24 protein-coding genes are annotated in these 20,807 nt (G+C 60.8%); 10 read left to right on the top strand and 14 right to left on the bottom strand.

The features are described from left to right. Positions 1 to 41 precede the first annotated feature (41 nt). Positions 42 to 833 (bottom strand): YfaP family protein, encoded by a 792-nt coding sequence (locus ACI514_RS28945; protein ID WP_405122793.1) that lies wholly within the window; start codon positions 831 to 833, stop codon positions 42 to 44. Positions 834 to 1,187: 354 nt separating this feature from the next. On the opposite strand from ACI514_RS28945, the gene ACI514_RS28940 reads away from it, so the two are divergent. The 4 genes from ACI514_RS28940 to ACI514_RS28925 all read left to right on the top strand — a co-directional run bounded on the left by ACI514_RS28940 (position 1,188) and on the right by ACI514_RS28925 (position 6,330). After that, on the top strand, positions 1,188 to 1,430 hold the full coding sequence (locus tag ACI514_RS28940) for an exodeoxyribonuclease VII small subunit (RefSeq protein ID WP_003228627.1): 243 nt from the start codon (positions 1,188 to 1,190) through the stop codon (positions 1,428 to 1,430). Continuing rightward, on the top strand, positions 1,427 to 2,314 hold the full coding sequence (gene ispA / locus ACI514_RS28935; RefSeq protein WP_160059588.1) for a (2E,6E)-farnesyl diphosphate synthase: 888 nt from the start codon (positions 1,427 to 1,429) through the stop codon (positions 2,312 to 2,314). The genes ACI514_RS28940 and ispA overlap by 4 nt, the downstream gene beginning before the upstream one ends. A gap of 91 nt (positions 2,315 to 2,405) precedes the next feature. Further along, the gene (gene dxs / locus ACI514_RS28930) at positions 2,406 to 4,304 is read left to right on the top strand and encodes a 1-deoxy-D-xylulose-5-phosphate synthase (RefSeq protein WP_160059589.1); all 1,899 of its coding nucleotides are present in this window, start codon (positions 2,406 to 2,408) and stop codon (positions 4,302 to 4,304) included. 139 nt (positions 4,305 to 4,443) lie between these two features. Then, entirely contained in the window at positions 4,444 to 6,330 is a 1,887-nt protein-coding gene (locus tag ACI514_RS28925; protein WP_405122792.1) for a TonB-dependent receptor domain-containing protein, read from the top strand. A 114-nt stretch (positions 6,331 to 6,444) separates the two neighbouring features. On the opposite strand, the gene ACI514_RS28920 is transcribed toward ACI514_RS28925, so the two are convergent. The 12 genes from ACI514_RS28920 to nrdR form a co-directional block, all read right to left on the bottom strand. Then, positions 6,445 to 7,245, bottom strand: coding sequence for a cobalamin-binding protein (locus ACI514_RS28920; protein ID WP_160059591.1), 801 nt, complete (start codon positions 7,243 to 7,245; stop codon positions 6,445 to 6,447). Beyond that, positions 7,245 to 7,664 carry an MFS transporter gene (locus ACI514_RS28915; RefSeq protein ID WP_122661425.1) on the bottom strand — a complete coding sequence of 140 codons (420 nt, stop codon included), beginning with the start codon at positions 7,662 to 7,664 and terminating at the stop codon, positions 7,245 to 7,247. Before ACI514_RS28915 ends, ACI514_RS28920 begins: the two co-directional genes overlap by 1 nt. Further along, a complete protein-coding gene (ribA, locus tag ACI514_RS28910) occupies positions 7,661 to 8,278 on the bottom strand; it encodes a GTP cyclohydrolase II (RefSeq protein WP_016984117.1) in 618 nt (205 codons plus the stop codon). Before ribA ends, ACI514_RS28915 begins: the two co-directional genes overlap by 4 nt. 221 nt (positions 8,279 to 8,499) lie before the next feature. Beyond that, positions 8,500 to 9,252, bottom strand: coding sequence for an ABC transporter substrate-binding protein (locus ACI514_RS28905; protein WP_160059593.1), 753 nt, complete (start codon positions 9,250 to 9,252; stop codon positions 8,500 to 8,502). Between the two features lie 37 nt (positions 9,253 to 9,289). Beyond that, entirely contained in the window at positions 9,290 to 9,793 is a 504-nt protein-coding gene (locus ACI514_RS28900; RefSeq protein WP_011336134.1) for a phosphatidylglycerophosphatase A, read from the bottom strand. Then, a complete protein-coding gene (gene thiL / locus ACI514_RS28895) occupies positions 9,790 to 10,755 on the bottom strand; it encodes a thiamine-phosphate kinase (protein ID WP_405122791.1) in 966 nt (321 codons plus the stop codon). Before thiL ends, ACI514_RS28900 begins: the two co-directional genes overlap by 4 nt. Positions 10,756 to 10,773: 18 nt before the next feature. Next, the gene (gene nusB / locus ACI514_RS28890) at positions 10,774 to 11,274 is read right to left on the bottom strand and encodes a transcription antitermination factor NusB (protein ID WP_034153728.1); all 501 of its coding nucleotides are present in this window, start codon (positions 11,272 to 11,274) and stop codon (positions 10,774 to 10,776) included. Next, a complete protein-coding gene (ribE, locus tag ACI514_RS28885; protein ID WP_003228649.1) occupies positions 11,271 to 11,747 on the bottom strand; it encodes a 6,7-dimethyl-8-ribityllumazine synthase in 477 nt (158 codons plus the stop codon). The genes nusB and ribE overlap by 4 nt, the downstream gene beginning before the upstream one ends. Positions 11,748 to 11,838: 91 nt before the next feature. Continuing rightward, positions 11,839 to 12,930, bottom strand: a complete 1,092-nt coding sequence (gene ribBA, locus ACI514_RS28880; RefSeq protein ID WP_034153727.1) for a bifunctional 3,4-dihydroxy-2-butanone-4-phosphate synthase/GTP cyclohydrolase II — start codon at positions 12,928 to 12,930, stop codon at positions 11,839 to 11,841. Positions 12,931 to 12,946: 16 nt separating this feature from the next. Next, entirely contained in the window at positions 12,947 to 13,609 is a 663-nt protein-coding gene (locus tag ACI514_RS28875) for a riboflavin synthase (RefSeq protein ID WP_150694725.1), read from the bottom strand. 47 nt (positions 13,610 to 13,656) lie between these two features. Next, entirely contained in the window at positions 13,657 to 14,790 is a 1,134-nt protein-coding gene (gene ribD, locus ACI514_RS28870; protein ID WP_405122790.1) for a bifunctional diaminohydroxyphosphoribosylaminopyrimidine deaminase/5-amino-6-(5-phosphoribosylamino)uracil reductase RibD, read from the bottom strand. After that, positions 14,787 to 15,251, bottom strand: coding sequence for a transcriptional regulator NrdR (nrdR, locus tag ACI514_RS28865; RefSeq protein WP_007910946.1), 465 nt, complete (start codon positions 15,249 to 15,251; stop codon positions 14,787 to 14,789). Before nrdR ends, ribD begins: the two co-directional genes overlap by 4 nt. A 128-nt stretch (positions 15,252 to 15,379) precedes the next feature. Here nrdR and ACI514_RS28860 point away from each other — a divergent pair, with 128 nt between their 5' ends. From ACI514_RS28860 to trxA, 3 genes are all read left to right on the top strand, one after another. After that, positions 15,380 to 15,844, top strand: coding sequence for a YbaY family lipoprotein (locus tag ACI514_RS28860; RefSeq protein ID WP_026000529.1), 465 nt, complete (start codon positions 15,380 to 15,382; stop codon positions 15,842 to 15,844). Continuing rightward, on the top strand, positions 15,841 to 16,497 hold the full coding sequence (locus ACI514_RS28855) for a class I SAM-dependent methyltransferase (RefSeq protein WP_405122789.1): 657 nt from the start codon (positions 15,841 to 15,843) through the stop codon (positions 16,495 to 16,497). Before ACI514_RS28860 ends, ACI514_RS28855 begins: the two co-directional genes overlap by 4 nt. A 133-nt stretch (positions 16,498 to 16,630) precedes the next feature. After that, entirely contained in the window at positions 16,631 to 17,503 is an 873-nt protein-coding gene (trxA, locus tag ACI514_RS28850) for a thioredoxin (protein ID WP_160059597.1), read from the top strand. A gap of 84 nt (positions 17,504 to 17,587) precedes the next feature. Here the strand turns inward: trxA and ACI514_RS28845 are convergent, their stop codons facing one another. Beyond that, positions 17,588 to 17,947, bottom strand: coding sequence for a hypothetical protein (locus ACI514_RS28845; RefSeq protein ID WP_160059598.1), 360 nt, complete (start codon positions 17,945 to 17,947; stop codon positions 17,588 to 17,590). A 135-nt stretch (positions 17,948 to 18,082) separates the two neighbouring features. Between ACI514_RS28845 and ACI514_RS28840 the strand changes: the two genes are divergently transcribed. From ACI514_RS28840 to ACI514_RS28830, 3 genes are all read left to right on the top strand, one after another. Further along, the gene (locus ACI514_RS28840; protein ID WP_405122788.1) at positions 18,083 to 18,682 is read left to right on the top strand and encodes a DUF2796 domain-containing protein; all 600 of its coding nucleotides are present in this window, start codon (positions 18,083 to 18,085) and stop codon (positions 18,680 to 18,682) included. 138 nt (positions 18,683 to 18,820) lie between these two features. Further along, positions 18,821 to 19,531, top strand: coding sequence for an ABC transporter ATP-binding protein (locus ACI514_RS28835; RefSeq protein ID WP_160059600.1), 711 nt, complete (start codon positions 18,821 to 18,823; stop codon positions 19,529 to 19,531). 1 nt (position 19,532) lies between these two features. Further along, on the top strand, positions 19,533 to 20,798 hold the full coding sequence (locus ACI514_RS28830; protein WP_405122787.1) for an ABC transporter permease: 1,266 nt from the start codon (positions 19,533 to 19,535) through the stop codon (positions 20,796 to 20,798). Positions 20,799 to 20,807 lie beyond the last annotated feature (9 nt).

The following is a 20,807-nucleotide window of genomic DNA, read 5'->3' as shown; positions in this document are numbered from 1 at the left end:
CTCATTTCCCAAAGCTCAGGATTTCATCCGTGGCGGAATGCTTAATAGTTGAAAGTCTTGACCAGCAGCAGATCACCGATCGCCCGCAGGGGCACGATGAACGTTTCGCGTTTTTCGTCGACGGTGTTTTCGTTGAGCACCAGCGTGATTTGCGAGGTGATCACCTCGTTCTGGTTGCTGGTCTCCTCGAAGTTATAGCCGCCGTTGCCGAAGTTGCCCCAATAGTTGACGTAAACCAGATAGGTGCCGTGCAACGGCGCGGTCATGGTGAACATTTCCGGGCCCGGGCCATCGACGCCATCAGGGTCCAGACCACCGCCATTGCTCAGTGCCGGCTGCGCCCAGAACGCATGCTGACCGTCGGGCGTGACAATGTGCAGATCGAGCTCGGCTTTCGGATCGTCCCATCCCAAGACAAGACGAATACGCGCCGGCGTGCGCAAATTGTTTGCTTCATAAAATTGCACGCGCTTGAGCGACTGGCCCTCGGCGCTGATCACCTCGACACTGTTGGAGCCGGCGCCGAACGCGTACGGCCGGGCGAAACGGCCCTGGTCGTCGGTGTACAGATTCAGTGGATTGCCATTTACGGCGAGACTGTGCGGCGGGCGCATATGGCCGATGGCCTTGAGCTGGCCCTGGATCATCGTGCGATTGCGCTGGATGCCGCGATCGATCGGCGGCGTCGGGTAGGCGACTTGCGGGTTTTCCGTGCGGTCGAGCAAGCCCTGATAGCGCCAGCCGCCGACCGGCTCCGACAACTCGGCACTCGGCGCAGCCAGCAACGCGGGCGCGCAGGACAACCCGATCAACAGCCAAAGAAATGAACGCATGTGATGCCTCCTGCCATGCCTGAACGAAACCTTGCACCCGATCCTCGGTACTTCACAGCGGTGAAACTGCGTTTCGTCTGAAAGACCCGTGACTATGGGGTCGTAGAAGGCGCGAAGATTAGCGATTCGGCGGTTTTTTAACAATCAGATACATGTGCTGTTGCTGTAGGAAACCTGCTTTTTAAGGGGCGTGAGCCGAATAGAGAGATTATTCGGCTCACAAAATGAGCCGAATAGGTTTCAGCTTTCCAGAATCGCCTCAGGAAAAAGGGCCGGTCGCACCCCGCTCATTTGCCCATACCCCCCCTATCTGCTAGTGTCGCGCCGGTTTAACGTCAACCGGAAATCGCCGCCATGGCCCGCAAAAAAGCTGCACTGGATTTCGAACAGTCCCTCGCCGACCTGCAAACATTGGTCGAGCGTCTGGAGAACGGTGAATTGTCGCTGGAAGACTCGCTGACCGCTTTCGAGCAGGGCATCGGTCTGACCCGAGATTGCCAGGCAGCGCTGGCGCAGGCCGAGCAGAAGGTGCAAGTGCTGCTGGAGCGCGATGGCGAACTCGCCGAGGAACCCTTCGACGCGGAACAGCCAGAATGATTGCGGCGTATACGGCGACCAGCCAGACCCGGGTCAACGCAGCGCTGGAAACCCTTTTCAATGCGCCGCTGCCAGAGTTGGCGCGGCTTTACGAAGCCATGCGCTACAGCGTGATGAACGGCGGCAAACGCGTGCGCCCGCTGCTGGCCTACGCCGCGTGCGAAGCGCTCGGTGGCAGGGCTGAACAGGCCAACGGCGCAGCCTGCGCGGTTGAGCTGATCCACGCTTATTCGCTGGTGCACGACGATTTGCCGGCGATGGACGACGACGATCTGCGTCGCGGCCAGCCGACCACCCACAAGAAATTCGATGAAGCCTGCGCGATTCTGGCCGGCGACGGTTTGCAGAGTCTGGCGTTCAGCGCCCTGCTCGACCCGCGCCTGAGCGATTGCAGCAGTGACATCCGCCTGCAAATGGTCACCGCACTGGCTAACGCCGCTGGTCCGGCAGGCATGGTCGGCGGTCAAGCCATCGACCTCGGTTCGGTCGGCCTCAAACTCGATCAGAAAGCCCTCGAACAGATGCATCGGCACAAGACCGGCGCGCTGATCGAAGTCAGCGTCAAACTCGGCGCCCTGGCCAGTGGTCGTGCCGAGCCGGATGAACTCAAAGCCCTGCAGACTTATGCACAGGCCATCGGCCTGGCCTTTCAGGTACAGGACGACATCCTCGACGTCGAAAGCGATACCGAAACCCTCGGCAAACGCCAGGGCGCCGATATCGCTCGGGACAAGCCGACCTACCCGGCGCTGCTCGGTCTCGACGCCGCCAAGGCCTACGCCCTGGAACTGCGCGATCAGGCCCTGCACGCCCTGCGACCGTTTGACGCGGCCGCCGAGCCATTGCGCGAACTGGCCCGGTATATCGTCGAGCGGCGCAACTGACGGCGTATCCGCCAAAAAAGACCAACGCGTGGGCAGGGGGCGATGCATCAGGTAAACTGCCGCATCTTCTATACCTATAACGATTCGCCTGATGCCCACGACGTTTCATGAGATTCCCCGCAAGCGCCCGACCACGCCCCTGCTCGACCGCGCGAACACGCCGGACGGCCTGCGCCGGTTAGGCGAAGCCGAGCTGGAAACCCTGGCCGATGAGTTGCGCCTGGAATTGCTCTACACGGTCGGTCAGACCGGTGGGCATTTCGGTGCCGGCCTGGGCGTGATCGAGCTGACCATTGCGTTGCATTACGTCTTCGACACGCCGGATGACCGGTTGGTGTGGGACGTGGGTCATCAGGCGTATCCGCACAAGATCCTTACCGGTCGCCGTGAGCGCATGGAATCGCTACGCCAGAAGGACGGCATTGCTGCCTTCCCGCGTCGCGCCGAGAGCGAGTACGACACCTTTGGCGTCGGCCACTCCAGCACCTCGATCAGCGCTGCGCTGGGTATGGCGATTGCCGCCCGCCTGCAGAACAGTGATCGCAAGGCAATCGCAGTGATCGGCGACGGTGCGTTGACCGCCGGCATGGCTTTCGAGGCGCTGAACCATGCGCCGGAAGTCAACGCCAACATGCTGGTGATCCTCAACGACAACGACATGTCGATCTCGCGCAACGTCGGCGGTCTGTCGAATTATCTGGCGAAAATCCTTTCCAGCCGCACCTACGCAAGCATGCGAGAGGGCAGCAAGAAAGTCCTGTCGCGCCTGCCCGGCGCCTGGGAAATCGCTCGTCGCACCGAAGAATACGCCAAAGGCATGCTGGTTCCCGGCACGCTGTTCGAAGAGCTGGGCTGGAACTACATCGGCCCGATCGACGGCCACGACTTGCCAACGCTGATCGCCACGCTACGTAACATGCGTGATCTGAAAGGCCCGCAGTTCCTGCACATCGTCACCAAGAAAGGCAAAGGCTTCGCCCCGGCGGAAGTCGACCCGATCGGTTACCACGCCATCACCAAACTCGAACCGCTGGACGCTCCGGCCGCCGCGCCAAAGCAGGCCAGCGGGCCGAAATACTCGGCGGTGTTCGGCGAGTGGCTGTGCGACATGGCGGCGGCTGATCCACGTCTGGTCGGGATTACCCCGGCGATGAAGGAAGGCTCGGACCTGGTGGCGTTCAGCGAACGCTTCCCGCTGCGCTATTTCGACGTGGCGATTGCCGAGCAACATGCGGTGACGTTTGCGGCCGGCATGGCCTGCGAAGGCGCGAAACCGGTCGTGGCGATCTACTCGACATTCTTGCAGCGCGGTTATGACCAACTGGTGCATGACGTGGCGGTGCAAAATCTCGATGTGCTGTTCGCCATCGACCGTGCAGGTTTAGTCGGCGAAGACGGCCCGACCCACGCTGGCAGCTTCGATCTGTCGTACCTGCGCTGCATCCCGGGCATGGTCATCATGACCCCGAGCGATGAAAACGAACTGCGCAAGATGCTCACTACCGGCCACCTGTACAACGGCCCGGCGGCAGTGCGTTATCCGCGCGGCAGCGGTCCGAATGCGACCATTGAGAAAGACCTCGAGCCGATCGAAATCGGCAAGGGCATCGTCCGTCGCCAGGGCAGCAAAGTCGCCCTGCTGGTATTTGGTGTGCAACTAACCGAAGCGCTGAAAGTTGCCGAGAAGCTGGATGCCACCGTGGTCGACATGCGTTTCGTCAAACCGCTCGACGAAGAGCTGGTGCGCGAGACTGCCGACAGCCACGAATTGCTGGTGACCATCGAAGAGAACGCGATCATGGGCGGCGCTGGTGGCGCGGTCAGCGAGTTCCTCGCGCGCGAGAACATTCTCAAGTCGATGCTGCATCTGGGCTTGCCGGATATCTACGTTGAGCACGCCAAGCCTGCGCAGATGCTGGCCGAGTGCGGGCTGGATGAGGCCGGGATCGAAGCGTCGATTCGTCAGCGTCTGGCCTTACTCGACAAGTAAACGCAATACTCTTGTGGGAGCGAGCCTGCTCGCGAATGCGGACTGTCAGTCAAATCAGGGCTGACTGATACACCGCATTCGCGAGCAGGCTCGCTCCCACATTTGATTTGAGTACACCTGAAACACCAGTGGAACGTCCATGAAACTCTCGCGCCTCGCCCTGCCCTTCTTTCTGCTGCCAACCGCCAACGCCCTCGCCGACAGCTTCGAGCGTAACCAGGCACTGAAACTGCCGGACATGCTGATCTCAGCCAACCGTCAGGTCGAAGCCCGCAACGACAGCAGCGCCGCCAACACGGTGTTCACCCGCGAAGACATCGACCGCCTGCAACCGAGCGACGTGCCGGACTTGCTGCGTCGCGTGCCGGGCGTGCAAGTGGCGCAGGCCGGCGGGCGCGGCAGTCTGCCGGGAATCTACATTCGCGGCACGCAGTCGGCGCAGAGTCTGGTGCTGGTCGATGGCCAGCGTATCGGCAGTTCGACCTCTGGTGACAGCAACCTGCAGCACCTGAACATAGAGCAGATCGAACGGGTGGAAGTGCTGCGCGGTTCGCGTTCGGTGATTTACGGCAGCGATGCGATTGGCGGGGTGATTCAGATTTTCACTCGACGCGGCACTGAGCAAGGCTTGCAGCCACGGATGCACGTCGGTTTCGGCAGCAACCAGACTTGGGAACGCAGCCTCGGCTTGTCCGGTGGCGATGAGAAAACCCGCTTCAACCTCGGCGCCAGTCTGGATGAAACCGCGGGGATTGACCGTACTCATGAGTCGTACCCGAGCGATGGCGATCACGATGCCTATCGCAACAAATCCGTCAGCCTGAGCCTCAGCCATGCGCTGACCGATGACATCGAAATCGGCGCCAATCTGCTGGATAACCGTGGCAAGGGCGAGTTTGACAACCCGTTCGGTAGATACGACTTCGCGACGGATCAGTCCTACCAGCAGCAGCCCTACAGCGATTTCAACGTCAGCAGCGTCAGCAGTTACATCGATGCGCGGGTCAACGAGATCTGGAAAACCCGCGTCGAGTTCGGCCACACCGAAAACCGCGAAAAGACCCTCGACAAGCTCAGCGACGAACGCACGGTGTTCAACACGTACCGCGATTCGGTGAATTGGCAGAACGACCTGACACTGGACGCGCGCAACAGCCTGATCCTCGGCGGCGACTGGTACGAAGACCGGGTCAACAGCAGCACCGCGTTTGACGAGGACAGCCGCTGGAACCGCGCAGCATTCATCCAGCACCGTTATCAGGCCGACAGCTTCTCCACCGAACTGGGCTTGCGCCACGACGACAACCAGCAATTCGGCAGCCAGAACACCTGGAGCGGCACGTTCACTCTGCCGCTGAATCCGGACAACGACTTGCTGTTGAGTTACAGCGAAGGTTTCCGCGCGCCGACCTTCAACGACCTGTACTACCCGGACTTCAGCAACCCGGATCTGAAACCGGAAACCTCGAAAAGCTACGAGCTGCAATGGCGCAGTCAGTTGACCGACAGCAGTCGCCTGGAAGCGTCGATTTACCGTACCGACCTGGAAGACGCGATCATCTTCGGCAGCAATTCACGCCCGGAGAACGTCGCTTCGGCGCGAATCAACGGCTTTGAAGCAGCGCTGAAGCAGGAACTGTTCGGTTGGCAGAGCAACCTCGGCGTTTCGATCATCGATCCGCGTGATCGTGATAGCGGGCACACTTTGGCGCGTCGCGCACGGCGGACGTTGAGTTGGGATCTGGATCGCCAGTTGGATCAAGTCAGCCTCGGTGCCAGTTGGCAGGCGGTCAGCAGCAGTTATGACGACAAGGACAATACGCAGGCGCTGGGTGGTTATGCGCTGTTCGGCTTGCGCAGCAGTTGGGCGTTGAACCGCGAGATCAAGCTGGATCTGAAAATCGATAACGTTTTCGACAAGGGCTACAGCCGGGCGAATTACAGCTATGACGGCAGGCAGTATGGTTATCGCGAGGAAGGTCGGGTGTGGATGTTTGGGGTGACCTGGACTCCCGAAATCCACTGAAATCCACTGTAGGAGCTGCCGAAGGCTGCGATCTTTTGATCTTGATCTTCGGCGATTCCGACTCAGTCAAACAGCAAAATCAAAAGATCGCAGCCTTCGGCAGCTCCTACAGGGTTACCTGTCAGGCGCGATCAATTGGCAGAGTTTGGCGGTAGCGCTGATCATTTGGCCGCTTGGGCGTTCAAGGCCTTTGTCGGTGATCAGCAACAGATTACCTCGCTTCACCGCCGCCACCTGTGGCCAGGTTTTCCACGCATTCAACTGCGCCTGATCACTCGTCAGAATCACTTCCGGATCTCTCTGCAATACCGCTTCGATGCTGACTTGTGGCGCAGGTAAGGCCAGATCACTGAACACATTCCGCGCCCCGCACACTTCCAGCGCATCGCTGATGACTTGCCCGCCACCGACGGTGTACAGCGGCTTGTCCCAGACCTGATAAAACACCCGCAACGGCACGTCCCGGCGATAGCGCTGGCGCAGTTCTGCGAGTTGTTTACGCAACGCCGCCGCCCGTTTCACCCCACGTTCAGGTCGTCCCAACTGCGCAGCAATGGCTTCAATCTGGGTAGTGAGCTGCTCGAAGGAATGCGGTTCGGCGACGAAGGTCGGGATGCCCAGACGCTTCAACTGATCACGCTGCGCCGGGCCGACGCTGCCGGGCCACAGCAACAACAAATCAGGCTTGAGGCTCAGTAGCTGTTCCATGTCGAGTTGGCCATAGCGGCCGACAGAGGGGACGCTGGCAATTTCAGCCGGCCGCTCACCGGCATCGAGCACACCGACCAACAGATCAGCCGAATCCAGTTCAACGACGATTTCAGAAAGAGACGGCGCGAGGCTGACCACCCGCAGGCTCGCCAGCACCGGAGTCGAGACGGCCAGCAGCAGAACCGCCAGCCACAGACGGCGCATCAGCCGAGTTGACGCGGGATACGGTAGAGATAAAACAGTACCGCCGTGGACAACGCCAGCAGCATCAACGGAACGGCTTCAAGACCGACGAACACTGCCAGTGCGCCGATCCACGCCGGCAAGGCTGCCGCGAGAAAAGCCGCACGACGACGGGCTGCGAGGGCAATCCACGCGGCCGGTTCATCCGGGGTATCGAGGGCTTTTTGCGTGGCGATCAGCGCATGTTTATAGCGCCCGAAAAACTTCAGACTGACAAACATCGACGCGACGCCGGCAATGAAAAACGGCATCGCCAGTACTGGCAGAATCCCTTCGCCCTGACCAAACAGCGCGTTGAGCACGAACAACGGCACCAGCGCCAGCGCGAGGTATTTCCACCAATCGACCGACAATCGGCGCCGCACCTGACCGCGAGTCACGCGCGATCAACCTCGCCCTGATGCTCATTGCCCATCATGTGGTCGAGCTTGCTGGCCTTGGTTGCCAGGTAGAGTTTGTTGTGCGGGTTGTGGCCGGTGTGCAGCGGCACGCGCTCGGCAACGGTAATGCCCATGTCGGTCAAGGCTTTGACCTTGCGCGGGTTGTTGGTCATCAGGCGCAGGGATTTCACGCCCAGGTGCTCCAGCATCGGCAGGCACATGGCGTAGTCGCGCTGGTCAGCAGCAAAGCCCAGACGCTCGTTGGCTTCAACGGTGTCGGCGCCGCCGTCCTGCAGTTCGTAAGCACGGATCTTGTTCAGCAGACCAATACCGCGACCTTCCTGACGCAGGTACAGCAGCACGCCTCGGCCTTCGCGGGCGATGGCTTTAAGCGCGCCTTCCAGTTGCGAACCGCAGTCGCAGCGCTGGCTGAACAAGGCATCGCCCGTCAGGCATTCGGAGTGCAACCGGCCGAGTACCGGGGCACCGTCGGCAATCTCACCCAGGCTCAGTACGACGTGCTCGCGGCCGGTGGCTTCATCGAGAAAACCGTGCATGGTGAATTGCGCAAAAGGTGTTGGCAGCTTGGAAGCGGCGACAAAGACGACAGGCACCGGTGTGCTCCTGATCTAAAGAGTCTGAAAATTCGCAGGCCGGCATTGTAACAGCAGGTTCCTGCACACGCTTAGGCTGAATTATCGGGCATAACGATCAAAAAGTTTGATAACAACCCGGTCGACATGGATCCCTGTAGGAGCTGTCGAGTGAAACGAGGCTGCGATCTTTTGATCTGGTTTTTGAATCAAGATCAAAAGATCGCAGCGTGCCGCAGCTCCTACAGGGGATTCGTCGCGCCCGTAGTGAAGGGATAGGGCTGCTTCCACTTCTCGAAGATTGGCTTCAACTCGCCGCTCTTCATCAGTTGCTCCATACGCTGGTCATACAGCGCCATCAGCGCTCGCGCCTGTGGAGTGTCGGCAAAGCCGAGAAACAGCGGCAGCTCGGCCAAGTGTGAATGGCGATACTGCGCTGGATCGGCTGCGGTTTTCACCACCGCTTCAATCTCGGTCAGCGCATCGATGTAGTAATCCGCCCGCCCCTGCTTGAGCATCGACAAAATACCGGTACGCCGTTGGATCGGGTTGTAACGCTTGATATTCGGCAGGTAGTTTTCGTAACGATAACCGCGCACCCAGGCCAGACGATATTTGCCCAGCGTCGCCAGGGTCGGCACCGGATTGCTTGCCAGACCCAGCGCATAAATATGGTCGGAATCGAAATTCCAGTGCGGATACAGCACCTGATCGGCTTCGTCGCGGTAGGAGCCAACCAGCGCGTCAACCTCCTTCAACTGCACCAGCCCGACCGAACGGGTGTAAGGCACGCTGCGGATATCCAGCTTGACCCCGGCCGGTTCGAACACTTTGCGCAACACGTCCCAACCGAGGCCATGGCCATCGGCGGCGGTGTAGTCTTCCCAGTCTTCGCTGGCCAGATGGATGACCGCCGGCGTCGGCGCAACTTCCTGCGCACCGGCCACGGTACTCAGCAAAGCCAAAACCACTAACGCCAACCAGCGTCGAGCCATCCCTCGTCCCCTCACTTGACCCCGATATCCCTTGGAATCAGGCGAAAACCCACACCAGACCCTGCATCGCCAGCCAGGCAAACACACCGGCCAGCACGTCATCGAGCATGATCCCGACGCCGCCATGCACATGCCGGTCGATCCAGCGAATCGGCCATGGCTTGAGAATGTCGAAGAAGCGGAACACCAGAAAACCCGCGAGCAACCAGTACCAGCCTTCCGGTACCAGCCACAGGGTGATCCACATCCCGACCATTTCGTCCCAGACGATGCCTTCGTGGTCGTGTACCCGTAGATCGTCGGCGACCTTGCCGCACAGCCAGAAGCCGAACAGCATGGTGATCCCGAGCATCAGCCAGTACCCCCAGTCGGGCAGCATCTGCCACAACGGAATAAAGGGTAGCGCAACTAACGAACCCCACGTGCCCGGGGCTTTCGGCAGGGTGCCGGAACCAAAACCGAACGCGAGGAAATGCCAGGGATTGCGCCAGACCGACGGCGGAACGAATTCGGCCGGAACCTGTTTCGGGTGATCTGTCACGGTGTCTCCTGAAAATGTTGATAACCGCGGATTTGCGGGGTGATGTCGTGCCCTTCGCGGTCCAGCAGGACCACGCCCTGACCTTCTGAAACACGACCGATCACGTGAATCGGCCAGCCATTGGCCAGCAGCACCGGCAACTCGACGGACGGCAGGGTGAACGCCAGCACGTAATCATCGCCACCGCTCAGCGCTGCACGCTCGGCGCCACGCTGACCGAGAAACGCCACTAAAGCATCCGACAGCGGTACGCGCTCGCGTTCAATCTCAAGTCGCACCTTCGATGCCAGTGCGATGTGGCCACAGTCGGCGAGCAGGCCGTCGGAGATGTCCAGCGCCGACGTGGCTTTGCCACGCAGGGCCTGGCCGAGGGCGAGTTGCGGTTGTGGCGACCAGTAATGATCGAGCAGCGGTTGGGCGATATGAGATTCGGCGTCACGCTGACGCAACACCAGCGGCAGAGCGCCGGCGGCATTGCCCAGCTCACCGCCGACACAGAGCAAATCGCCCGGTTGCGCACCGCTGCGGGTCAGCGCCTGACCCGCCGGCACTCGACCAAACACAGTCACCGTCAGACTCAACGGCCCGCGCGTGGTATCGCCGCCGACCAGCGCGACGCCGCAACTCTGCGCCATACGGTTCAAACCGTGGGCATAGGCTTGCAGCCAATCGGCAGTCACCGTCGGTACAGTCAGGGCAAGGGTAAAGGCAACGGGCGTGGCGCCCATGGCGGCCAGATCGCTGACCGCGACGGCCAGCGAGCGCTGACCGAGCAGAAACGGATCGCAGGGGTCGGCGAAATGCACACCGGCCACCAGCGTATCGGTAGAGATCGCCAACTGTTCCCCGGGGGGAACAGCAAGCAAGGCGCAATCGTCGCCGATCCCCAGAGCAACGCCTTCGCCGCCCTGCGCACAGGGCGCGGCGGCGAAGAAATTGCGGATCAGCTCGAATTCGCCCATTGAGGTTTCAAGCGCGATTTAGCGCTTGAACGCCTTCACTTCAGCTTCACGCAGGCGCGGGGCCAGCTTGTCGAGCACGCCGTTGACGAACTTGTGACCGTCGGTGGAACCGTAGACTTTCGCCAGTTCGATCCCTTCGTTGATCACAACGCGGTACGGCACGTCGACACGTTTGAGCAGTTCCCAGGTCGACAGGCGCAGTACGCACAGTTCAACCGGGTCCAGCTCTTCGATGGTCAGGTCCAGGCACGGCGCCAACGCAGTGTCGATCTCGGTCAGACTGGCCGGAACACCGTGCAGGATGTCGTGGAAGTAGCTGGCATCGGCGAAGGTGAAATCGTTATCGACGCGGAACTGCGCTTCGATTTCGTTCAGCGAAGTACTGGCCATGTGGCGCTGGTACAACGCTTGCGTCGCCAACTGACGGGCAGCGCGGCGCTTTTCACTTTTCGAAGGCTTGCCGGCGTCAGTTGGACGCGGTTCGCGCGGGTTGAAACGATCGCTTTCGTCGCTAATCACTTGGCCTCCAACTGTGCCAGCAGGCTGACCATTTCCAGTGCGGACAGGGCAGCTTCGGCACCTTTGTTACCGGCCTTGGTGCCGGAACGTTCGATGGCTTGCTCGATGGAATCAACGGTCAGGACGCCGAAAGCGACCGGCACGCCGAACTCCATGGAGACCTGGGCCAGGCCCTTGGTGCACTCGCCTGCCACGTATTCGAAGTGCGGAGTACCGCCACGAATGACCGCGCCCAGTGCAATGATTGCAGCGAACTCGCCTTTCTGGGCGACTTTCTGCGCAACCAGCGGGATTTCGAAGGCGCCAGGTGCGCGGATGATGGTGATGTCGCTTTCGCTCACGCCGTGGCGAACCAGGGCATCAACTGCACCGCTGACCAGGCTTTCAACCACGAAGCTGTTGAAGCGGCCCACTACCAAAGCGTAGCGGCCTTTAGGGGCGATGAAGGTACCTTCGATGGTCTTCAGGGTCATTCGTCAGTTCTCTTAAAGAGCCGGGACGCGTCTGCTACGCGTCCCTCAGTGATTTATTTGCCGCGAATTCGGGTCCGGAAACAACCGGTCATTATTCGGAGGGCACGTATTCTACAACTTCCAGATCGAAACCGGATATCGCATTAAATTTCATTGGTGCAGACATCAAGCGCATTTTGCGTACACCGAGGTCACGCAGGATCTGCGAACCGGCACCGACGATGCTGTAAGTCGTCGGTTTTTTCGGCGCGGCCTGATCACCGGTTTCACGGATGTGCGCCAGCAACACGTCGCCATCGAGCGGGTGACCGAGCAACAGCACCACACCGCTGCCCGCCTCGGCAACTGCCGCCATGGCGGCGCGCAGGCTCCAGCGGCCGGGTTGTTTGACCATCAGCAAGTCACGCAGCGGATCCATATTGTGCACGCGAACCAGCGTTGGCTCTTCGGCGCAAACAGTGCCCAGGGTCAGCGCCATGTGCACGTCGCCTTCCACGGAATCACGATAGGTCACCAGGTTGAATTGGCCCAGTTCGCTGTCCAGCGGCTGCTCGGCAATCCGCTGAACGGTACGTTCGTGGATCATCCGGTAGTGAATCAGGTCGGCAATGGTGCCGATCTTGATGTTGTGCTCAGCGGCGAACGCTTCCAGCTCAGCGCGACGGGACATGGTGCCGTCGTCGTTCATCACTTCGCAGATCACCCCGCTCGGCTCGAAACCGGCCATGCGCGCGAGGTCGCAAGCGGCTTCGGTGTGACCGGCGCGAGCGAGGGTGCCGCCGGCCTGAGCCATCAACGGAAAGATGTGGCCCGGGCTGACGATGTCTTCAGCCTTGGCGTCTTTGGCGGCAGCCGCTTGCACAGTGCGCGCACGGTCGGCGGCGGAGATACCGGTTGTTACGCCTTCGGCCGCTTCGATCGAGACGGTGAACTTGGTGCCGAAGCCGGAACCGTTGCGCGGCGCCATCAGCGGCAGCTTCAACAGTTCGCAGCGCTCGCGGCTCATCGGCATGCAGATCAGGCCACGGGCGTGCTTGGCCATGAAGTTGATGTGCTCGGCCTGGCAGCATTCGGCGGCCATGATCAGGTCGCCTTCGTTCTCGCGGTCTTCGTCATCCATGAGGATGACCATCTTGCCTTGGCGGATGTCTTCAACCAGTTCTTCGATGCTATTGAGCGCCACAAGGCACCCCCTTCAGTCAGGATTTGAGATAGCCATTGGCGGCCAGAAAGCTTTCAGTAATGCCGCCAGCGCTCGGCTCTGCCGCCTTGTCACCGAGCAGGAGACGCTCCAGATAACGCGCCAGCAAATCGACTTCCAGATTCACCCGGCGACCTGGCTTGTAGGACGCCATGATGGTTTCGCTCAGGGTGTGCGGAATGATCGTCAGCATGAATTCGGCGCCATCGACTTCGTTCACGGTCAGGCTGGTGCCGTCGACGGTGATCGAGCCTTTATGGGCGATGTACTTGGCCAGTTCCTTCGGCGCGCGAATGCGAAATTCCACGGCGCGGGCATTGTCGCTGCGCGAGACGATTTCGCCGACACCGTCGACGTGGCCGCTGACCAGGTGCCCGCCGAGACGGGTGGTCGGGGTCAGGGCTTTTTCCAGATTGACCGGGCTGCCGCTTTTCAGGTCGTTCATGGCGGTGCAGTCGAGGGTTTCACGGCTGACGTCGGCGGCAAAGCCGTCGCCCGGCAGCTCAACAGCGGTGAGGCAGACGCCGTTGACCGCGATGCTGTCGCCGAGTTTGACGTCGCTCAGGTCGAGCTTGCCGGTGGCGACGTGGACCCGCACATCACCGCCCTTTGGGGTCAATGCGCGGATACTGCCGATGGATTCGATGATGCCGGTAAACATGGGGTTCTCCTTGAGAACTGGGCCAGCGCTAACGCGATGGCCGGGAATTATACGCTCGCCGAACGGACAGGGATGGCAGTGACTCGCCAGTCATCGCCGACCGCACGAATTTCAGTGATTTTCAGCTCCGGCGCATCCTTCATATGGGCCAGCGGCCAGTCCAGCAATGGACGCGCCGTGGAACCGAGAAACTTGCCGGCGATGAAGATCACGAATTCGTCGACCAGACCGAGCTGAGCAAAGGCGCCGGCCAAGCGTGGGCCGGCCTCGACCAGCACTTCGTTGGTGCCACGGTTGGCCAGTTCGATGAGTAATTGATGCAGATCGACCTGACCATCGTCACCCGGCACGATCAGGCACTCGGGGCCGTGAGCGTATTGCTCTTCGATCGCGACGCAGGTGGCGACCAACGCTGGGCCTGCCTTGAAGAACGGCGCATCCAGCGGCACCCGCAGGCGGCCGTCGATCAACACGCGCAGTGGCGGACGGCTCATGGCCAATGCGGTTTGTTCGGCATCCAGACCCAACTCATCGGCCCGCACAGTCAAACGCGCTCCATCGGCCAGCACGGTGTCGGCGCCGGTCAGGACCACGGCGGCCTGGGCGCGCAAACGCTGGACGGCCGAACGTGCGGCCGGGCCGGTGATCCATTGGCTCTCGCCATTTTCCATCGCCGTGCGACCATCGAGGCTCATGGCCAATTTGACCCGCACGAACGGCAAGCCGTGTTCCATGCGTTTTAGAAAACCTTGGTTGAGCTTGCGCGCTTCAGCTTCGAGCACACCACTTTCAGTGGCGATACCGGCATCGGCCAGACGCTGCAAACCACGACCGGCGACTTGCGGATTCGGATCGCGCATCGCCGCTACGACTCGGGCGACACCGGCATTCACCAGCGCATCGGCGCACGGCGGCGTACGCCCGTGGTGGCTGCACGGTTCTAAAGTCACGTAAGAGGTGGCCCCACGGGCCAGCTCACCGGCGGCGCGCAGGGCATGGACTTCAGCGTGCGGTTCGCCGGCGCGTTCATGCCAGCCTTCGCCGACAATCTGCCCGTCACGTACCACCACACAGCCAACCCGTGGATTGGGGTGGGTGGTGTAGTGGCCTTTGCGCGCCAGTTCCAGCGCACGCGCCATGAAGTGAGCGTCGAGGATGGCCTGCTCGGCGACGGTGGTCATTCTTTCACCGGTTCGCGAGCGAGGCGGTCGATTTCTTCGCGGAATTCGTTGAGATCCTGGAAGCGCTTGTATACCGAAGCGAAACGGATGTAGGCGACTTCATCAAGCTTTTGCAGCTCGGCCATGACCAGTTCGCCGACCACAAGGGATTTGACCTCGCGTTCGCCGGTGGCGCGCAGCTTGTGCTTGATGTGAACCAGAGAGGATTCGAGGCGCTCGACGCTCACCGGACGTTTCTCCAGCGCGCGTTGCATGCCGGCGCGGAGTTTTTCTTCGTCGAACGGTTGGCGGCTGCCGTCGGTTTTGATCAGGCGCGGCAACACCAGTTCGGCCGTCTCGAACGTCGTGAAACGCTCGCCGCAGGCCAGGCATTCACGCCGGCGGCGCACCTGTTCGCCCTCGGCGACCAGACGCGAGTCGATGACCTTGGTGTCGTTGGCACCGCAGAAGGGACAGTGCATGGTGGCTGGCAACAAAAAAAGGGAGGGCCATGGTAGCGCATCCCGGTGGCAAGACAAGCCATAGGCTTTGCGGTATACAGAACGGCATGATCGTTTGATCCATGGATTTCATTTTGCCGGAGCATCCAATGCCGTTACGTCCGCTCGTTTTGCTCAGTCTTTTCAGCCTGCTGGTGGCCTGTGGCAGCGATGCACCCAAGCCCCAGCCGCCAACGCCTGGCCCGGCGCCGCAGCAAGCGCAGAAAAAAGCCAAGGAAGCCGCCGAGCTTGGCCCGCTGCCGGCCTATCAGCGCGAACTGAGCGGCACCCTGCAAGGCGTGCCTGCCGGCGCCGAAGTCGAACTGGCGCTGCTGGTGATAGATGAAAAGGATCGCCCGCAACAGTTGCTCGCCAGTTCCAGCCTGATCGGCAATAACCAGATCCTGCCGTTCCGCCTGCGTTTCAACCCGGACGCATTTCCCGCCGGTGCGCGGGTTGAATTGCGTGGCCGCGCCAGCCAGTCCGGCCAGTTGATCCTGCACCTGCCGTCGCAAACCATCACCCAGCCGACCACTCAGGCGCTGGGCCAGCTGCAATTTGTCAAAGCACCATGACTGCACCGCTCGACCTGCAACAGGCGTTAGGTGAATTGCTCGGCGACGCCAGACTCAAGGTCTGTGCGTTGCCAGACGTTGATTTACAGCTATGGCTGATCGATGGCGACAACATGGATCGCCAATTCAGTCAGGAAGAAATTCAGCGAATTCTGCACGAGCCACCGTACTGGGGTTTCTGCTGGGCCAGCGGTCTGGCGGTGGCGCGCTATCTGGCGGAGTTTCCCGAATGGGTGCGTGGCAAGCGCGTGCTGGATTTCGGCGCGGGTTCCGGGATTGCCGGGATCGCGGCGGTGAAGGCCGGCGCGCTGGAAGTGGTGGCGTGCGATCTCGATCCGCTGGCGATTGCCGCGTGTCGGGCGAATGCCGAGCTGAATGATGTGCAGATGAGTTATTCGACGGATTTCTTTGCCGAGGCGGATCGCTTTGATCTGATTCTGGTGGCGGATGTGTTGTATGACCGGGCGAATCTGCCGTTGCTCGATGCGTTTTTAAGTCGTGGCCGTGAGGCGCTGGTGGCGGATTCGCGGGTTCGGGATTTTCGCCATCCGTTGTATGAGCGCATCGAGATGCTTGAGGCGATGACGTTGCCGGATCTGGCTGAGCCGGAAGAGTTTCGGCATGTCAGCCTTTACCATGCGCGGCGTGATTGAAATCGTTAAAAGATCGCAGCCTTCGGCAACTCCTACAGGTGCAATGCGTGTCCGCGTGTAGGAGCTGCCGAAGGCTGCGATCTTTTGCGCCACCGCTTATAGTGCGTTCATTAACGTATTGACGAGATCCCCCATGAGTGAGCAAACGCCGTACATCTTCGACGCCACGACGGCCGATTTCGACCAGTCGGTGATCGAGGCTTCTTTCAACAAACCGGTGCTGGTGGACTTCTGGGCCGAATGGTGTGCGCCGTGCAAGGCGCTGATGCCGATGCTGCAAGGTATTGCCGAGAGCTATCAGGGCGAGTTGCTGCTGGCCAAGGTCAACTGCGACATCGAGCAGGACATCGTCGCCCGCTTCGGTATTCGCAGCCTGCCGACCGTGGTGCTGTTCAAGGACGGTCAACCGGTCGACGGCTTTGCCGGTGCACAACCGGAATCCGCCGTACGCGCGCTGCTTGAGCCACATGTGCAGATGCCGCCACCGGCCGCCGCCGATCCGTTCGAACAGGCTCAGGCGTTGTTTGATGACGGCCGTTACGCCGACGCCGAAGCGGCGCTGGTGGTGATGCTCACTGAAGACAACACTAACGCCAAGGCGCTGATTCTCTACGCGCGTTGCCTGACCGAACGTGGCGAACTGGACGAAGCGCAAACCGTGCTCGACGCAGTCAAAAGCGATGAGCACAAGGCTGCACTGGCCGGGGCCAAGGCACAGATCAAGTTCCTCGGACTTGCTCGTGATCTGCCGGACGCCGCCGATCTGAAAGCACGCCTGGCGAAAGATCCGCAAGACGATGAGGCGGTGTATCAACTGGCGATTCAGCAACTCGCTCGCCAGCAGTATGAAGCGGCGCTGGATGCACTACTGAAGCTGTTCATCCGCAACCGCAGCTACAGCGAAGGCCTGCCGCACAAAACCTTGCTGCAGGTGTTCGAGCTGCTGGGCAATGATCACCCGCTGGTGACGGTGTACCGCCGCAAGATGTTTGCTGCGCTTTATTAAGATCAAAAGAACGCAGCCTGCGGCAGCTCCTACATTGGGATCGTGTACCCCTTGGAGCTGCCGCAGGCTGCGATCTTTTGCAACTCACTCGATCCAGCTGTAGAGCGGCGTATCCCCGCCGCTCACCACTTTCACGTCCGCACTATGGCGCAGGCGCACCAGCAAGCGCTTGCCTGCCACCGCGCTGCCGGTCAGCCCTTCCAGTTGATCAAGCAGATCCGGACCGCTGAGCTGCCCAGCCTTGCGCAAAAGGTCCTTGGCCAACTGCCACAAGGCATCGTCCTGATTCAGCGGTTTCGCTGCCGGAGCTGACGCGAGCGCTTCAGATTGCGCAAGCGGCGCCTGCCCATTCAGCGCCGAACCGAGCTTCGCCCAGTCGCCTTCATCCAGTTCCACCGTCAAGTCCACCGGCACGTCGCCGACGGTTCCGCGTATCCGCAACATTGAGTTCGCTCCCGCACTTTTCTGACCTGCATGCTCCCACGGGACTTGTGCAACGCCAAGCGCACGGGCAAACTCTGCGCACTTTCGTTATAAGATTACATAACAAACTCTTCACTTTACTTCCCGGAGACCGCCATGCGTCGTCTGCTGCTCGCTTTGCCGTTTGCCCTGTTGCCGCTGGCCATCGCCCATGCGGCTGATGAGCATGACCACGATCACGACCATGAACACGGCAGCCTCGGCGCGCATGAACATGGCGTGGGTCGCCTGAACGCTGCGCTCGACGGCCAGACCCTGGAGCTGGAGCTGGAAAGCCCGGCGATGAACCTCGTGGGTTTCGAACACATTGCGACCACGGATGCCGATAAAGCCAAAGTCGCTGCCGCCCGCGCGCAACTGGAAAAACCCTTGGCCCTGTTCAGCCTGCCTGCTGCTGCCGGTTGCAAAGTGGTCAGTCAGGAACTGGAAAGCCCGTTGTTCGGCGACAAGCCGGATGCCGATGACCATGACGACGATGAAGCGGACAAGGACGGTCACGAGCATCACCACGACCATAGCGAAATCCACGCGCACTATCAGTTCAACTGCGCCACACCGGGTGCGTTGAAGACTCTGGATCTGGCGAACGTCTTCAATACCTTCCCGGCGACGCAGAAAATTCAGGTACAACTGATCAGCGCCAGCGGCCAGCAAGGCACCGAAGTGACGGCCAAGGCTGCCGCGCTGAAATTCTGATCACTCCCTAAATCCCCTGTAGGAGCTGTCGAGTGAAACGAGGCTGCGATCTTTTGATTGTAAAAAACCAAGATCAAAAGATCGCAGCCTTCGGCAGCTCCTACAGGGGGTTCAGTGTCCAACCATGAAACTGGTGCCATGACCCAAGCACTCATCGAACTGTCCGACCTGGGCTTCAACTGGCCCGGTCACCCGCCGTTGCTGGACATCCCGGCGTTTCGTCTGGAAGCCGGCGAAACCCTGTTCCTCAAAGGCCCCAGCGGCAGCGGCAAGACCACCCTGCTCGGTCTGCTCGGCGGCGTGCAGAAGCCCGGTCGCGGCAGCATTCGTCTGCTTGGCCAGGAACTCACCGAACTCTCCGCGGGCGCTCGCGACACTTTTCGCGTCGACCACACTGGCTACATTTTCCAGCAGTTCAACTTGCTGCCATTCCTCTCGGTGCGCGAGAACGTTGAACTGCCGTGTCACTTTTCCAAGCTGCGCGCGCAACGGGCGAAACAGCGTCACGGCAGCGTCGACCAAGCCGCTGCCACCCTCCTCTCCCACTTGGGCCTGAAGGATGAAAGCATCCTCAGTCGTCGTGCTGATTCACTGTCGATCGGCCAACAGCAACGGGTTGCCGCCGCACGCGCATTGATCGGCCAACCCGAGCTGGTGATCGCCGACGAACCGACTTCGGCACTGGATTACGACGCCCGGGAAAACTTCATTCGCCTGCTGTTCGCCGAATGCCGCGAGGCCGGATCGAGTCTGCTGTTCGTCAGCCATGACCAGAGCCTGGCGCCACTGTTCGACCGTCACCTGTCCCTGGCCGAACTCAATCGCGCCGCCACGTCTGCCGAGGTCTGAGATGTATCTGTTTCGTCTGGCCATGGCCAGCCTGGCCAACCGCCGCTTCACCGCTTTGCTCACGGCTTTTGCCATCGCCCTCTCGGTATGCCTGTTACTCGCCGTTGAGCGAGTACGCACCGAAGCCAAAGCCAGTTTCGCCAGCACCATCAGCGGCACCGACCTGATCGTCGGCGCCCGCTCCGGCTCGGTGAACCTGTTGTTGTACTCGGTATTTCGCATCGGCAACGCCACCAACAACATTCGCTGGGACAGCTTCGAACACTTCGCCAGCAACCCGAAAGTGAAGTGGGCGATCCCGATGTCCCTCGGCGACTCCCATCGCGGCTACCGGGTGATGGGTACCACTGAAGCCTATTTCGAGCATTACCAGTACGGTCGCCAGCAACACCTGGCACTGGCCGATGGTCGCGCGTTTGCAACCGATCCGTTTGAAGTGGTGCTGGGTGCCGAGGTCGCGGATGCGCTGCATTACAAACTCGGCGACCAACTGGTGCTGGCCCACGGCGTGGCGGCGATCAGTCTGGTCAAGCACGACGACAAACCGTTCACCGTGGTCGGTATTCTCAAGCGCACCGGCACCCCGGTCGATCGCACGCTGCACATCAGCCTCGGTGGTATGGAGGCAATTCACATCGACTGGCACAACGGTGTGCCGGCACGCGGCAATGGCCGGATCAGCGCCGATCAGGCACGCAACATGGACCTGACGCCGCAAGCGATCACCGCGTTCATGCTCGGCCTCAACAGCAAGATTTCCACCTTTGCGCTGCAACGCGAGATCAACGAATTCCGTGGCGAACCGATGCTGGCGATTCTGCCGGGCGTGGCGTTGCAGGAGTTGTGGAGTCTGATGAGCACCGCCGAAAAAGCGCTGTTCGTGGTCTCGTTGTTCGTGGTGCTGACCGGGTTGATCGGCATGCTCACGGCGATTCTCACCAGCCTCAACGAACGGCGCCGCGAGATGGCGATTCTGCGCTCAGTCGGGGCGCGACCGTGGCATATCGCGAGCCTGTTGGTGCTCGAGGCGTTCGCCCTGGCGCTGACCGGGGTGATTGCCGGGGTAGCTCTTTTGTACATCGGCATCGCTGCAGCGCAAGGTTACGTGCAGGCCAATTACGGTTTGTATCTGCCGCTGGCATGGCCGAGCGAGTATGAATGGACGCTGCTCGGTGGCATTCTGGCCGCCGCGCTGCTGATGGGCAGCGTGCCGGCCTGGCGCGCTTATCGCCAATCCCTGGCCGATGGCCTGTCGATCCGTTTATGAGGATGTTCA

The sequence above is a fragment of the Pseudomonas sp. M20 genome, from assembly GCF_045037865.1.
Classification (GTDB): Bacteria; Pseudomonadota; Gammaproteobacteria; order Pseudomonadales; family Pseudomonadaceae; genus Aquipseudomonas.
The sequence above is the reverse complement of the archived record's forward strand: the minus strand, read 5'-3'. Positions and strand labels throughout refer to the sequence as shown.